The 12,244-nt window shown below is 68.3% G+C and carries 12 protein-coding genes, 1 tRNA gene and 1 pseudogene; 1 reads left to right on the top strand and 13 read right to left on the bottom strand.

Features of this window, described 5'->3' with window-relative positions:
* Nucleotides 1–35: 35 nt before the first annotated feature.
* Nucleotides 36–1,082, bottom strand: coding sequence for a lytic transglycosylase domain-containing protein (locus ACFE71_RS03735; protein ID WP_375427468.1), 1,047 nt, complete (start codon nucleotides 1,080–1,082; stop codon nucleotides 36–38).
* Between the two features lie 95 nt (nucleotides 1,083–1,177).
* Here ACFE71_RS03735 and ACFE71_RS03730 point away from each other — a divergent pair.
* Nucleotides 1,178–1,264: transfer RNA gene (locus tag ACFE71_RS03730), tRNA-Ser, on the top strand.
* A gap of 9 nt (nucleotides 1,265–1,273) precedes the next feature.
* On the opposite strand, the gene rpmE is transcribed toward ACFE71_RS03730, so the two are convergent.
* From rpmE to ACFE71_RS03670, 12 genes and pseudogenes are all read right to left on the bottom strand, one after another.
* Complete coding sequence (gene rpmE / locus ACFE71_RS03725; RefSeq protein WP_375402866.1) at nucleotides 1,274–1,501, bottom strand: 50S ribosomal protein L31; 228 nt, start codon at nucleotides 1,499–1,501, stop codon at nucleotides 1,274–1,276.
* Nucleotides 1,502–1,604: 103 nt separating this feature from the next.
* Nucleotides 1,605–2,075, bottom strand: a complete 471-nt coding sequence (gene fabZ, locus ACFE71_RS03720; RefSeq protein WP_375427467.1) for a 3-hydroxyacyl-ACP dehydratase FabZ — start codon at nucleotides 2,073–2,075, stop codon at nucleotides 1,605–1,607.
* Nucleotides 2,072–2,737 carry an OmpH family outer membrane protein gene (locus ACFE71_RS03715; protein ID WP_375427466.1) on the bottom strand — a complete coding sequence of 222 codons (666 nt, stop codon included), beginning with the start codon at nucleotides 2,735–2,737 and terminating at the stop codon, nucleotides 2,072–2,074. Before ACFE71_RS03715 ends, fabZ begins: the two co-directional genes overlap by 4 nt.
* A complete protein-coding gene (gene bamA, locus ACFE71_RS03710; protein ID WP_375427530.1) occupies nucleotides 2,737–5,502 on the bottom strand; it encodes an outer membrane protein assembly factor BamA in 2,766 nt (921 codons plus the stop codon). The genes ACFE71_RS03715 and bamA overlap by 1 nt, the downstream gene beginning before the upstream one ends.
* Nucleotides 5,503–5,584: 82 nt before the next feature.
* On the bottom strand, nucleotides 5,585–6,718 hold the full coding sequence (locus tag ACFE71_RS03705) for an RIP metalloprotease (RefSeq protein WP_375427465.1): 1,134 nt from the start codon (nucleotides 6,716–6,718) through the stop codon (nucleotides 5,585–5,587).
* Nucleotides 6,715–7,872, bottom strand: a complete 1,158-nt coding sequence (gene dxr, locus ACFE71_RS03700; protein WP_375427464.1) for a 1-deoxy-D-xylulose-5-phosphate reductoisomerase — start codon at nucleotides 7,870–7,872, stop codon at nucleotides 6,715–6,717. The genes ACFE71_RS03705 and dxr overlap by 4 nt, the downstream gene beginning before the upstream one ends.
* The gene (locus ACFE71_RS03695; protein WP_375427529.1) at nucleotides 7,869–8,624 is read right to left on the bottom strand and encodes a phosphatidate cytidylyltransferase; all 756 of its coding nucleotides are present in this window, start codon (nucleotides 8,622–8,624) and stop codon (nucleotides 7,869–7,871) included. Before ACFE71_RS03695 ends, dxr begins: the two co-directional genes overlap by 4 nt.
* A 47-nt stretch (nucleotides 8,625–8,671) precedes the next feature.
* Nucleotides 8,672–9,364 carry an isoprenyl transferase gene (locus ACFE71_RS03690; RefSeq protein WP_375427528.1) on the bottom strand — a complete coding sequence of 231 codons (693 nt, stop codon included), beginning with the start codon at nucleotides 9,362–9,364 and terminating at the stop codon, nucleotides 8,672–8,674.
* Nucleotides 9,365–9,429: 65 nt separating this feature from the next.
* Nucleotides 9,430–9,987, bottom strand: a complete 558-nt coding sequence (gene frr, locus ACFE71_RS03685; RefSeq protein ID WP_375427463.1) for a ribosome recycling factor — start codon at nucleotides 9,985–9,987, stop codon at nucleotides 9,430–9,432.
* A complete protein-coding gene (gene pyrH / locus ACFE71_RS03680) occupies nucleotides 9,974–10,711 on the bottom strand; it encodes a UMP kinase (protein WP_375402874.1) in 738 nt (245 codons plus the stop codon). The genes frr and pyrH overlap by 14 nt, the downstream gene beginning before the upstream one ends.
* Before the next feature lie 282 nt (nucleotides 10,712–10,993).
* Entirely contained in the window at nucleotides 10,994–11,947 is a 954-nt protein-coding gene (gene tsf / locus ACFE71_RS03675) for a translation elongation factor Ts (RefSeq protein WP_375402875.1), read from the bottom strand.
* 89 nt (nucleotides 11,948–12,036) lie between these two features.
* Nucleotides 12,037–12,244, bottom strand: a pseudogene (locus ACFE71_RS03670) (30S ribosomal protein S2); the annotation flags it as partial.

Genomic DNA, 12,244 nt, shown 5'->3' with positions numbered 1-12,244 from the left:
TACGACGTGTTCTTAGCCGCGCGCTGGGCGGGCCGCTAGCGCGCGATCGCGTCCGCGAGCAGGCCGACGGACAGGGCGTAATGGTTCGAGCAATTATAGTCGAGGATCACGCGGTAGTTGCCCGTCAGGAGATAAGCGGTCGCGCCCTGCCCGTCCGGCTCGACCAGGGTCGCCTGGACGTCGTCGGCGGGCCAGGCCGCGCCCTGCGTCGCAAGGCCGAGCGCGCGCCATTCGGCGACCGATCGCCAGCCGCTATGCCGGTCGAAGACGCGCGGGCAACGCGGCGAGAGGAGACGGTTCCGGGTGCCTTCGCGGCTGAAGGCGGCGGGGACGGAGACGGCGAGGCCCCAGGGTTGGCCGGGCCGCCAGCCCGCATCGACGAAATAGTTGGCGATGGAGGCGAGCGTGTCGGCCGGGCTCGACCAGATGTCCGCGCGGCCGTCGCCGTCGCCGTCCTTGGCGAGGCGGAGATAGACCGAGGGCAGGAATTGCGGGTTGCCGGTCGCGCCCGCCCAGCTGCCGAGCAGCTGGTCGCGCCGGACGCCGCGATCGATCATCTTGAGCGCGGCGATCAGTTCGCCCTCGAACAGCGCGCGGCGGCGGCCGTCGTAACCGAGGCTGGCGAGGCTGCGGACGAGGTCGAAATCGCCGGTATAGCCGCCGTAGTTGGTCTCGTGGCCCCAGATCGCCATCATGATCGGGCCGGGCACGCCGGTGTCGCGGGCGATGCGGTCGAGGCGTTGGCGTTGCGCGGCGTAGTTGGTGCGGCCGCGACCGATGCGGGCGGCGTCGACATGGGTGGCGCGGTAGGGGGCGAAGCGCGAAGGCGGGCCGCCGGGGCTCGCGCCGGGCTGGGCGCGGTCGAGCTCGACGACGCGGGTGTTGAGCGTCAGGCCGGGGAGAGCGGACCGGACCGTCTCCGGACGGACGCCCTGCGCGACCGCACGCTCGCCGACCTGACGCAGATAGGTTTGGAAGCCGCCCTCGTCCTGCGCGCGGACCGGGCCCGCGCTCAAGGCGAGGGGAAGGCCGGCCCAGGCTAGGCGCCGCAATGATCTACGCACTTGGTCGGGTTCCCACATCGCGGACAGCATGGCATGGGCCGTCGGCCTCGTGAACCCGGCTTCGTCGCGGCGCTTGCACCCGCCGTCGCTCGCGCTAGGAGCGGGGCGGCTTCGGAGCGGTGGCCGAGTGGTCTATGGCAGCGGTCTTGAAAACCGCCGTGGGTTCACGCCCACCGTGGGTTCGAATCCCACCCGCTCCGCCGGGCCGTTCAGCGCTTGAGCGTGAGGCCGCCGAAACGCTTGTTGAAGCGGGCGACCTGGCCGCCGGCGTCGAGCATCGTGCCGCGACCGCCGGTCCAGGCGGGGTGCGCGAGCGGGTCGATGTCCAGCGTCATCGTGTCACCCTCCTTGCCCCAGGTGGAACGGGTCTCGAACACGGTGCCATCGGTCATCTGGACCTTGATGGTGTGGTAGTCGGGGTGGGTGTCTTTCTTCACGGGTAAGCTCCTGATGCGGCTGATCCGACCAGCCTGAGGGACGGCGCGCTCTATGCGAGCGGGTCGCCCAAGTCAAAACAGAAGAACCTGACTTATGCGGCGGTCATGCCGCGTCGGCGATCATCGCGGTAAAGCTGGCTTCGGCAACGACTTGGCCGTCGATCTTGGCACGACCTGAGAAGCGACATACCTTGGCGCGTTTCTGGATGAACTCGGCTTCGAGGTGGAGCAGGACGCCAGGCTCGACGGGCTTGCGGAACTTGGCACCCTCGATCGCCATGAAATAGACGAGCTTGCCCGTGCCCGCGAGGCCGAGCGACTCGACCGCGAGGGCCCCCGCCGCCTGAGCCAGCGCCTCGACGATCAGGACGCCGGGCATGATCGGGCGGCCGGGAAAGTGGCCCTGGAAGAACGGCTCGTTGATCGACACCGCCTTGACCGCGACGATCGACCGATCGGGGACGAGTTCCACGACGCGGTCGACGAGCAGCATGGGGTAACGATGCGGGATCGCCGCCATGACCCGCCCGATATCGAGCGGGTAGCCGGCGACCTCTGCGGCTTCGTCGCTCACCGGCCCTGGGGACGACGGCCCGGTGTCGTGGCCGCGGGCACCGCCGGACGCGCGCCGGCGGCGGCGGGTGCCGCTCCCTGCTGGCCGGGCTGCCAGCCCGGGGGCGGCGTGATCCCGACGGTGGGCACGAGCCGGTCGAGTTCGGTCGTGATCGCGGGCGTGATGTCGGCGGTCGGCTGGGAGAAGAGCGCGGCGGCCGGACGGAGCAGCAGGGTGACGTTGCGCGCGCGAACAGCCGCTTGCACGGCGTCATTGAGACGCCGCGAGATCTGTTCGAGCGCATAGGCCTGGGCGCGCTGCGGCTGCTCGGTCAGGCGGGCGAGTTCCTGGTTTGCGGCGTTCTCGCGCGTCTGGAGGGCCTGGGCCTGGGGACGCAGGCTCGCCTCGCTGGCGCCGGGCTGGCGCGCGGCGTTCTGGTAGGCGGTCACGAGCGGCTGGAGTTCGGCGGAGACGGCGCGTCGGCGGGCGTCGGCCTGGTCAAGCTGCACCTTGTAGGTCGTCTGGATCTGACCGCGAGCGGCCTGCCACGCGCGCGAGGCGGCGACGGCGGCCTCGGGGTCGGCGACGGCGATGCCGGACACCTGCGCCTGGGCTTGTGTCGCGACGACGACGCCCGGGCCCGCCAGGGCGGCCGCGAGCAGGAGGGTCTTGGTGCTGGTCATCAGAACTGTGTTCCTACATTGAAAGTGATGAGCTTGTCGTCATCGCCACGCTGTTTGAGCAACGCCCGGGCGATGTCGATGCGCAAGGGGCCGAAGGGCGAATTCCAGTTCACGCCGATGCCGACCGACAGGCGTGGCTTGGCCGAATTGCCGAGGAAGTCCTCGAAGAAGAAGTCGGAATTTGTGAAGCGGGTATTGGGCGCGGTTCCCTGGCACGCGTCCGCAACCGGCACCCCCTGGGCGCAGATCGTCGTCTGCTGGCCGGTTCCGTCCGTCGGCGTGTAAAGATACAGCAAATTGCCGGCCGCATCCCTGTTCTGCACCGCGAGCAAGGTGGGAGAGCCGTCCTTGTTGAACAGGAGAGCGCCACTTGTTGCATCGCGCGCCTGCGGAAACACCGTGTTCAGCACAGGCTTGGTCAGCTTGAACAGGCTGCCGGCCTGGACATAGATCGAGGGACGCAGGCCAAGCTCCCGGGCGCCCGAACCAAGAGGAAGCTCCAGTTCAGCGCGACCCAGATAGTATGCGCGGCCGCCGAGCGCGTCATCCTGCCGCTGATCGCGTCCGGTCACGAGGGCCTGCGCGCCGGTGTTGTCCGTGGTGTATAGCGAGCGGATAACGCGCGGGCCGACGCCGCGAATGTCGAAGCCGCGGAACTGAGGCTCGCCCAGGTAAAACCGGTCGGTGATGCGGACCTTGTCGATCCCCGGCCCCCGGCTATCCTCGAGCGAGTGGATGTAGCCGCCCTCCCCGAGCAGGGAAAAGACAAACCCGCTACCCAGGCCGAAGAACTTGGAGCCTCGAAAGCTGCCGCGGAGGTATTTCACGTCTCCACCCAGGCCCGCGAAATCGCCGCTCACCGAAAAGCTCTGCCCGGCGGTCGGACGCAGCCGGCTGTTCAGGCTGTCGTAGCTCAACGAGAAACCGACCGACGACGTATAACGATTGCCGATCTGCTCGCAGAGATAACGCCCAGCGCTGCAAAACCCGTTCTGGAAAAACTGCGAGCCGAGGCTGATCTCGTCGTAAGAAAGGCCATAACGCGCCGTGAGCGACCAGTATTCCGTCAGCGGCACGCCGGCGCGTACCTGAAAGCCGGTCGAGACCTGGCTGTATGTTGTGCTGCGGTCGTTGTCGTTGGGGTTAAACGAATTGTAATCGCGACGGAATACATCGACGCCGACCGCGATGTTTTTGTCGAACAAGTATGGCTCGGTGAAGCCGAGTTCGACCGACTTGGAAAAGCTGGAATAGTTGACGCCCGCGCGCAATTCCTGACCTTTGCCACGAAAATTGCGCTGAGTGATGTTCGCCTGGATGATGAAGCGTTCGAGCGAGGAGAAGCCCGCCGAAAGCTGGAGCTCGCCGGTCGACTTCTCCTCGACGGTGGTCTCGAGCACGACGCGGTCGGGGCTGGAACCCGGCGTCTGCTTGATCTCCAATTTGTCCTGGAAATATCCGAGCGAATTGAGCCGGTCCTGCGAGCGCTTGACCTGGAAGCTGTTGAAGGCGTCGCCCTCATTCAGGCGGATCTCGCGGCGGATGACCTTGTCTTGTGTCTGCGTGTTACCGTTGACCTCGACCCGTTCGACATAGGTGCGCTGAGCCTGGGCGATGTTGAAGGTCATCGTCATGGTCAGCGTTTCGCGGTCGCGCTGGAACTCGGGATTTACCTCGGTGAAGGCATAGCCGAACAGTCCGGCGGACTGGCTGAGCTGGTCGATCGAATCCTCGACGAGCTTGGCGTTATAGAAATCACCCTTCTTCATGGGCAGCGAGCGAGCCAGCGCCTCGTTGTTGAAGTCGCGGATGTCGCTGTCGACGGTCACGTCGCCGAACTTGTAACGCGGCCCCTCCTCGACGACGTAGGTGATGATGAAATCCTGCTTGTCGGGCGTCAGCTCGGCGACCGCGGAGGTGACGCGGAAGTCGGCATAGCCCTCCGACAGGTAGAACTGGCGAAGCTTCTGCTGGTCGTAGGCAAGCCGGTCCTGGTCGTAGCTGGTGTTGGACGAGAAGAAGCGGAACAAGCGCGATTGCTTGGTCGCCATCTCGCCGCGCAGCGCGTCGTCGGAGAAGACCGTGTTGCCGATGACGTTGATTTGGCGGACCTTGGACTTCGGCCCCTCCGCGACCTCGAAGACGACATCGACGCGGTTCTGGTCGAGTGCGACCATCTTGGGCTCGACGGTCGCGCCGAAGCGGCCTTGGCGGCGGTACAGCTCGACGATGCGGGCCACGTCCTGGCGGACGGCGGTGCGCGAGAAGACCTGGCGCGGGGCGAGCTTGATCTCCTTGGTGATCTTGTCGGATTTCAGGCGCTTGTTGCCCTCGACGATCACGCGGTTGATGATCGGGTTCTCGCGGACGCGGATGACGAGGTCGCCGCTTTCGACGCCCGCGACCGTGACGTCGGCGAACAGGTCGGATTCGAGCAGGTCGCTGATCGCCTGGTCGACGGTCTCGTTGGTGTAGGGCTGTCCGGCGCGCAGCTTGGTGTAGGAGAGCGCGGTCTCGGGTTCGATGCGCTGCGATCCGTCGACGCGCAGCGTGCGGATGAGACGCTGCCCGGCGGCGGCGGCCTGCGGCGTCGCGGTGGGCTGGGATACGGGCGGCGACGGGGCGGCGGGACCCTGGGCGGCGGGAGCGGTGGGACGCTGGGCGGCGGGAGACGCTCCGGTCGTCTGCGCGGTCGCGGGGACGCCCGACAGGATGGTGCCGGCGAGAAGGACCGCGACCACGCCTACGCTTTTACTATCGTTCAACGTCACTCACCCACCCCGACCATACCGATATGGAACCCCCGTTCCGCGCCCTGCCCTTAATTCGTTAACCAATCAACCGGCGTCAGCCCATGAGCCCGGCCAGGTTCCGCCATAAGCCGAACGTGCCGAGATCGTTGAACGTGACCAGCAGCATGAGCGCCAACAGCGCCATCAGCCCGCCGCGGAACGCCCATTCCTGCACCTGAGGCTCGAGCGGGCGACGGCGGATCGCCTCGATCGCATAGAAGAACAGGTGCCCCCCATCGAGCATGGGGACTGGCAGCAGGTTGATGAACCCGAGGTTTATGGAGACAAGCGCGAGGAGGAACACGAACGCGCCCGCGCCAAGCGACATCTGTTCGCCCGACACCTTGGCGATCTGGAGCGGACCGCCGAGTTCGGCGACCGAGCGGCGGCCGGTGATGACCTGGCCGAGCGTCTCGACCATCAGCGTGACGATGTCGCCCGTGCGGCGGACGGCGACGCCGGGCGCTTCGAGGAGCGAGACGGGCTCGATCACCGGCGCGGCGGCGCCGATGCCGAGGCGTCCGAAGCGGTATTCGTTGCCGAAACGGTCGCGCTCGCGCCGGGTGCCGATCACCAGGTCGGCCGAACGCGGCTCCGCGTTCCGGACATAGTCGAGGCGGACGCGCTCGCCCGCGCGGATCTTGACGATGCCAACCATGTCCTCGAACGTCCCGACCTCGCGGCCGGCGAGGCGGACGACGCGATCGCCGGTGCGCAGGCCCGCGACGGCGGCGGCGCTGCCGGGCTCGACGACGCCGACGGCGGGGGGCGTGCGCGGGTCGCCATAGGCGAGCGCGAAGCCACCCAGGATCAGGATGGCGACGAGGAAGTTGACCGCGGGACCAGCGGCGACGACGATCGCGCGCTGCCACACGGGCTTGGCCTGGAAGGTGCGCGCGCGCTGTTCGGCGGGGAGTGCGAGCCAGGCGGCGTCGGCCTGGCTGGCGGGGTTCATGTCGCCGGCGAACTTGACGTAACCACCCAAGGGCAACCAGCCGAACTTCCAGCGGGTGCCGCGCTTGTCGGTGAAGCCCGCGACCTCGCGGCCGAAGCCGATCGCGAACGCGTCCGAATGGATGCCGAACAGGCGACCAGCGAGATAATGGCCCATTTCGTGGACGAAGACGAGCGGGCCGATGACGAGCACGAAAGCCAGGATCGTCAGGAGGATGCCGGGGGTCTCGATCAAGCCGTGTAATCCTTCACGCGTTCCGCCGCGAGCGCCCTCGCCTCCCCGTCCACCGCCAGCACCGCTTCGAGGGTGGTCGGCGGCGATGGGTCGTAGGTCGCCAGCGTGTCGGCTACGATCATGGCTATTTCCAGGAACTGAACGCGACGGTCCAGAAAGGCGGCGACCGCGATCTCGTTGGCGGCGTTGAGGATGGCTGGACGCGCGCCGCCCGCGTCGAGGGCTTCGCGAGCGAGGCGGAGCGCGGGAAAGCGGACGGGGTCGGGCGCCTCGAACTCCAGGCGGCCGAGCTTGACGAGGTCGAGCGGCTCCATCGGGGTCGGCACGCGGTCGGGCCAGGCGAGGCAGTGCGCGATGGGGGTGCGCATGTCGGAGGGCCCGAGCTGGGCGAGCATCGAGCCGTCGACGTAATCGACCATGCCGTGGATGATCGATTGCGGGTGGACGACGACCTCGATCCGGCCAGGCGCGACCGGGAACAGGCGAGCGGCCTCGATGAGTTCGAGGCCCTTGTTCATCATGGTGGCGCTGTCGACGGAGATCTTCGCGCCCATCGCCCAGGTCGGGTGGGCGACGGCCCGTTCGGGGGTGACGTGGGCCATGTCGGCCTGGGACCAGTCGCGGAACGGGCCGCCGCTGGCGGTGAGCACGATCCGGCGGACGCGTTCGGGGCGGGCGAAGTCGAAGCATTGAAAGATCGCGTTGTGCTCGCTGTCGGCGGGGAGCAGCGTCGCGCCGCTCGCGCGGGCGGCGGCGAGGATGACCTCGCCCGCCGACACCAGCGGCTCCTTGTTGGCGAGGACGATAGTGCCGCCCGCGCCGATGGCGGCCATGACGGGCTCCAGCCCCGCGCAGCCGACGATCGCCGCCATCGTCCAGTCGGCGCCGAGCGCGGCCGCCTCGGCGACCGCCTTTGAGCCGCCGGTCGCGCCGATGTTCGTGCCGCGCAAGGCGTCGCGGAGCGCGGGCAGGCAGCTGTCGTCGGCGACGACGGCGAGCTCGGCGCGCGTGCGGATCGCGGCGGCGGCGAGGCCCGGCACGTCGCGGTTGGCGGTGAGCGCGCGGACGCGGAACCGGTCGGGCTCGCGCTCGATCAGGTCGAGCGTCGACGCGCCGACGGAGCCGGTCGCGCCGAGGATGCTGACCGTCCTCATGGGAGGATGGCGGGCAGGAAGGCGAGCAGCGCGGCGACGGGCGCGACGGGGACGAGGCCGTCGAGGCGGTCGAGGACGCCGCCGTGGCCGGGCAGGAGGTGCCCGCTGTCCTTGACGCCCGCGCGGCGTTTCAGCGTGCTCTCATAGAGATCACCCAGCTGCGCCAGGACGGCGAGCAACGGAGTGGCGGCGGCTAGGCGGAAGGGGAGCCCGGCCTGGACGTGGAGCAGTGCGGCGAGCGCGGTCGCGAGGAGGACGCCGCCGACCAGGCCGGCCCAGGTCTTGGACGGGCTGATCCGGGGAGCGAGCTTGGGACCGCCGATCGAGCGGCCGGCGAAATAGCCACCTATGTCGGTCGCCCAGACGAGCGACAGCGTCCAGAGCGCGAGTACAAGTCCGGCTTCCTCGCGTCGGAGGATCACGAGCGCGAGGACGGGCAGCCCGCAATAGACGACCCCGCCCGCCAGGCGCGGGCGATGCGTGACGATCGCGGTGAAAAAGGCCGCGCCGACGAGCAGGCCGAGCGTGAAGAAGTAACGGCTCTCCAGGATCAGCGACGCGGGCGCCATCAGCGCGAGCGGGACGGACAGCGCGAACTGGGCGATGCGCTTCTCGCGCGGGGTCGCGCCCGTCAGATCGGCCCATTCGGAAAGCATGAGCAGCGAGACGACGACCGCGAGGAGCCAGAACAACGTGCCGCCCTGGAGTAGGCCGACGAGCGCGACTGCGATCATCGCGATGCTGGCGATCATGCGGAGGCGCAGGTTCGACGGCGTGCGCAGCTTCTGATCGGGAGCGGTCACAGGCCCCCGAAACGACGCTGGCGCAGGCCGAACGCCGCGACCGCGTCGGCGAGCGCGGACTCGGTGAAGTCGGGCCAGAGCGTGTCGACGAACAGCAGCTCGGCATAGGCCGCCTGCCAGAGAAGGAAGTTCGACAGGCGCTGCTCGCCCGAGGTGCGGATGAGGAGGTCGAGCGGGGGCAGGTCGTGGGTGTCGAGTTCGCGGTCGATCAAGTCGGGATCGATCTCGGCGGGGTCGAGCTCCCCTGCTCGCGCTCGCTCGGCTAGGCGACGGGCGACGGCGGCGAGCTCGGTCTGTGCGCCGTAATTGAGCGCGATGACGAGGAGCGGGCCCGTGTTGGCGGCGGTGCGCGCGACGGCGTCATCGACCATGCGGACGAGGTCGGGGGCGAAACGGCGATAGTCGCCGATGACGCGCAGGCGTACGTTCTCGCTCGCCAGCTCGTCCAGGTCGGAGCGGATGAAATGGCGGAGCAGGCCCATGAGGTCGCCGATCTCCTCGGCCGGGCGACGCCAGTTCTCGGAGGAGAAGGCGTAGAGCGTCAGCGCCTCGATCCCCATCGCGCGGGCGGCGCGCGACACGCGGCGGACCGCCTCCACGCCAGCGCGGTGTCCGGCGAGGCGCGGGAGGTGCCGCTTCTTGGCCCAGCGGCCGTTGCCGTCCATGATGATCGCGACATGGCGCGGCATGACGCCCGCCCCGACGTCCTTGGGGGGCGTGGCGGCAGGGCTCGTGGCCTGAGCGGCCGCCCCGTTCACTTCCCCAGGATTTCCTTTTCCTTGGACGCGGCGGTGGCGTCGATGTCGGCGATGGTGCCGTCGGTCAGCTTCTGGACCTCGGTCTCGAAGCGCTTGCGCTCGTCTTCGCCGAAGACGCCCTTCTTCTCGTCGGTCTTGAGGCTGTCCATGCCGTCGCGACGGACGTTGCGCGCGGCGATGCGGGCTTTCTCCGCATATTGGTTCGCGAGCTTGGCAAGCTCCTTGCGGCGTTCCTCCGTCAGGTCGGGGATCGGCAGGCGGAGCGTCTGGCCGTCGACGATGGGGTTGAGCCCCAGGCCCGCCGAGCGGATCGCCTTGTCGACGGGGCCGACGTTGGTCTTGTCCCAGACCTGCACCGAAAGCATTCGAGGTTCGGGCACCGACACGGTCGCGACCTGGTTGAGCGGCATCATTGAGCCGTAGACGGTGACGTTGACGGGATCGAGGAGCGAGGTCGAGGCGCGGCCGGTGCGCAGGCCGACCAGATCCTGCTTCAGCGCCTCCACCGCTCCGGCCATGCGCCGCTCGAGATCGGCCTTTTCAAACGCCGGCATCGGCCTGTTCCTTTTGTACGATGGTGGAGACGCCGTGCCCAGCCAGCACGGCGGCGAAGTTGCCGTGCTCGCGGATGTTGAACACGACGATGGGTATGTCGTTGTCGCGGCACAACGCGATCGCGCTGGCGTCCATGACCTTTAGGTCGTCGGACAGCACGCGCGAGTAAGTGACTGTTTCATAGCGCTTGGCGGTCGCGACCTTCTTGGGGTCGGCGTCGTACACGCCGTCGACGCTCGTGCCCTTGAACAGGGCGTCGCACTTCATCTCGGCGGCGCGAAGTGCGGCGCCGCTGTCGGTGGTGAAGAACGGGCTGCCGACGCCCGCCGCGAAGATGACCACGCGACCCTTCTCCAGATGACGCTCTGCGCGGCGGCGGATGAAGGGCTCGCAGACGCTGGCCATCGGGATGGCGGACTGGACGCGCGTTTCGACGCCGATCTGCTCCAGTGCGTTCTGGACGGCGAGCGCGTTCATCACGGTCGCGAGCATGCCCATATAGTCGGCGGTCGCGCGCTCGATGCCCTTGGCGGCGGCGGACAGGCCGCGGAAGATGTTACCCCCGCCAACGACGACGCACAGCTCGAAGCCTTGCGCACGGACGTCGGCGATCTCGCTCGCGACGCGCGCGGTGGTCGCGGGGTCGATGGCGAGCCCGGCCTCCCCCATCAGGACCTCGCCCGACAATTTTAGAAGGATGCGTTTGAAGCGCAGGTGCGGCATGGGAACTCGGGTAATCGGAAAAAATGGGTGGCACTCAGCTTAGGCGGGGGGTGCGTAAGGGGCAACCATGTTGGGCGATGGTGCTGACCACCTTCCCGTCATGCCGGACCTGATCCGGTATCCCGCTTCCTACGTATCGACGTGGGAAGGTAGCGGGACCCCGGATCAAGTCCGGGGTGACGGGATGTGGGGAAGCCGGTTTCAAAGCGGTTCGGAACTGCCCTCACCCTTCCGCCGCTGCGCGGCTCCCTCCCTCTCCCGGGGGGAGAGGGAGAGGCGGGGTTATGCGGTTGGTTCGGGCTCGCGGTTCTGGGGTACGCCCGAGGCGGCGGCGACTTCGGCGGCAAAGTCGGACTGCTCTCGCGCGATGCCCTCACCCAGCTGGAAGCGGACGTAATCCTTAAGCACGATCGTGGCTCCGGCGTCCTTGCCGGCCTTGGCGACGACGTCGGAAATCTTCGTCTTGCCGTCCATGACGAACAATTGGCTGACGAGTGCGTGCTCCTTGCGGAACTTGGCAATCGAGCCTTCCACCATCTTGGCGACGATGTCGGCGGGCTTGCCGCTCTCCGCCGCCTTTTCGGCCGCGATCGCGCGCTCGCGCTCGATCAGCTCGGGATCGAGATCGGCCTCGTTCAACGCCTGCGGGAAGGCGGCGGCGATGTGCATCGCGACCTGCTTGCCGAGCGCCTGGAGCGCGGCGTCAGGCGCGTCGGACTCGAGCGCGACGAGGACGCCGATCTTGCCGATGCCGGGCGCCGCGGCGTTGTGGACGTATGGCACGACCGCGCCCTTAGCGACCTCGAGCCGCTTCACGCGGCGGAGCGACTGGTTCTCGCCGATGGTGGCGATGTTGTTGGTCAGCGTGTCGGCGACCGTGGTGCCCGACGGCATCGCCGCCGCCTTGATCGCGTCCACGTCGGCCACGCCGCCCAGCGCGATATGCGTGACCTCGCGCACGAAGTTCTGGAACTGCTCGTTCTTGGCGACGAAGTCGGTCTCGGAGTTGACCTCGACCGCCGCGCCGACAGTGCCGGACACGGCGACGCCGACCAGGCCCTCGGCCGCGGTGCGGCTGGACTTCTTCTGCGCGGCGGCGAGGCCCTTAGTGCGCAGCCAGTCCATCGCGCCGTCCATATCGCCCGAGGTCTCGCTCAGTGCCTTCTTGCAGTCCATCATGCCCGCGCCGCTCTTCTCGCGCAGGTCCTTGACCATCGCTGCCGTGATGTCGGCCATGTTCTTCGTCCTTCTATTCCGGATGTGTTCGCGGGCGAGGCGAGGCTTGCCGCCCTGCCCCGCCCGCGTGACGTGTTCGAGACAGTGGCTCAAGCGTCGGCGGGACGCTCGCTATCCTGCGCCATCGCCATCGCCGGCTCGGGCGACGCCTCGACATCGCCTATGGCCGCAGGGGCGACCTCGGGCTGGGCGTTCAGCGCCTCTTCGGCCGGCGGCTCGACCATCGCGCCGAAATCGACTCTGCGGCGCTGCTGGCTCTCCGCGCCGCCACGGGTGGCGGCGATGGCGATCGCCTCG

The sequence above is a fragment of the uncultured Sphingomonas sp. genome (assembly GCF_964237155.1).
Classification (GTDB): Bacteria; Pseudomonadota; Alphaproteobacteria; order Sphingomonadales; family Sphingomonadaceae; genus Sphingomonas.
The sequence above is the reverse complement of the archived record's forward strand: the minus strand, read 5'-3'. Positions and strand labels throughout refer to the sequence as shown.

Bases quoted from the DNA above. Each gene is read 5' to 3' on its own strand.
- ACFE71_RS03735 (WP_375427468.1), bottom strand. From the start codon at position 1,082: ATGTGGGAACCCGACCAAGTGCGTAGATCATTGCGGCGCCTAGCCTGG.
- ACFE71_RS03715 (WP_375427466.1), bottom strand. From the start codon at position 2,737: ATGACCAGCACCAAGACCCTCCTGCTCGCGGCCGCCCTGGCGGGCCCG.
- dxr (WP_375427464.1), bottom strand. From the start codon at position 7,872: ATGAGGACGGTCAGCATCCTCGGCGCGACCGGCTCCGTCGGCGCGTCG.
- ACFE71_RS03695 (WP_375427529.1), bottom strand. From the start codon at position 8,624: ATGATCGCCAGCATCGCGATGATCGCAGTCGCGCTCGTCGGCCTACTC.
- ACFE71_RS03690 (WP_375427528.1), bottom strand. From the start codon at position 9,364: ATGCCGCGCCATGTCGCGATCATCATGGACGGCAACGGCCGCTGGGCC.
- frr (WP_375427463.1), bottom strand. From the start codon at position 9,987: ATGCCGGCGTTTGAAAAGGCCGATCTCGAGCGGCGCATGGCCGGAGCG.
- pyrH (WP_375402874.1), bottom strand. From the start codon at position 10,711: ATGCCGCACCTGCGCTTCAAACGCATCCTTCTAAAATTGTCGGGCGAG.
- tsf (WP_375402875.1), bottom strand. From the start codon at position 11,947: ATGGCCGACATCACGGCAGCGATGGTCAAGGACCTGCGCGAGAAGAGC.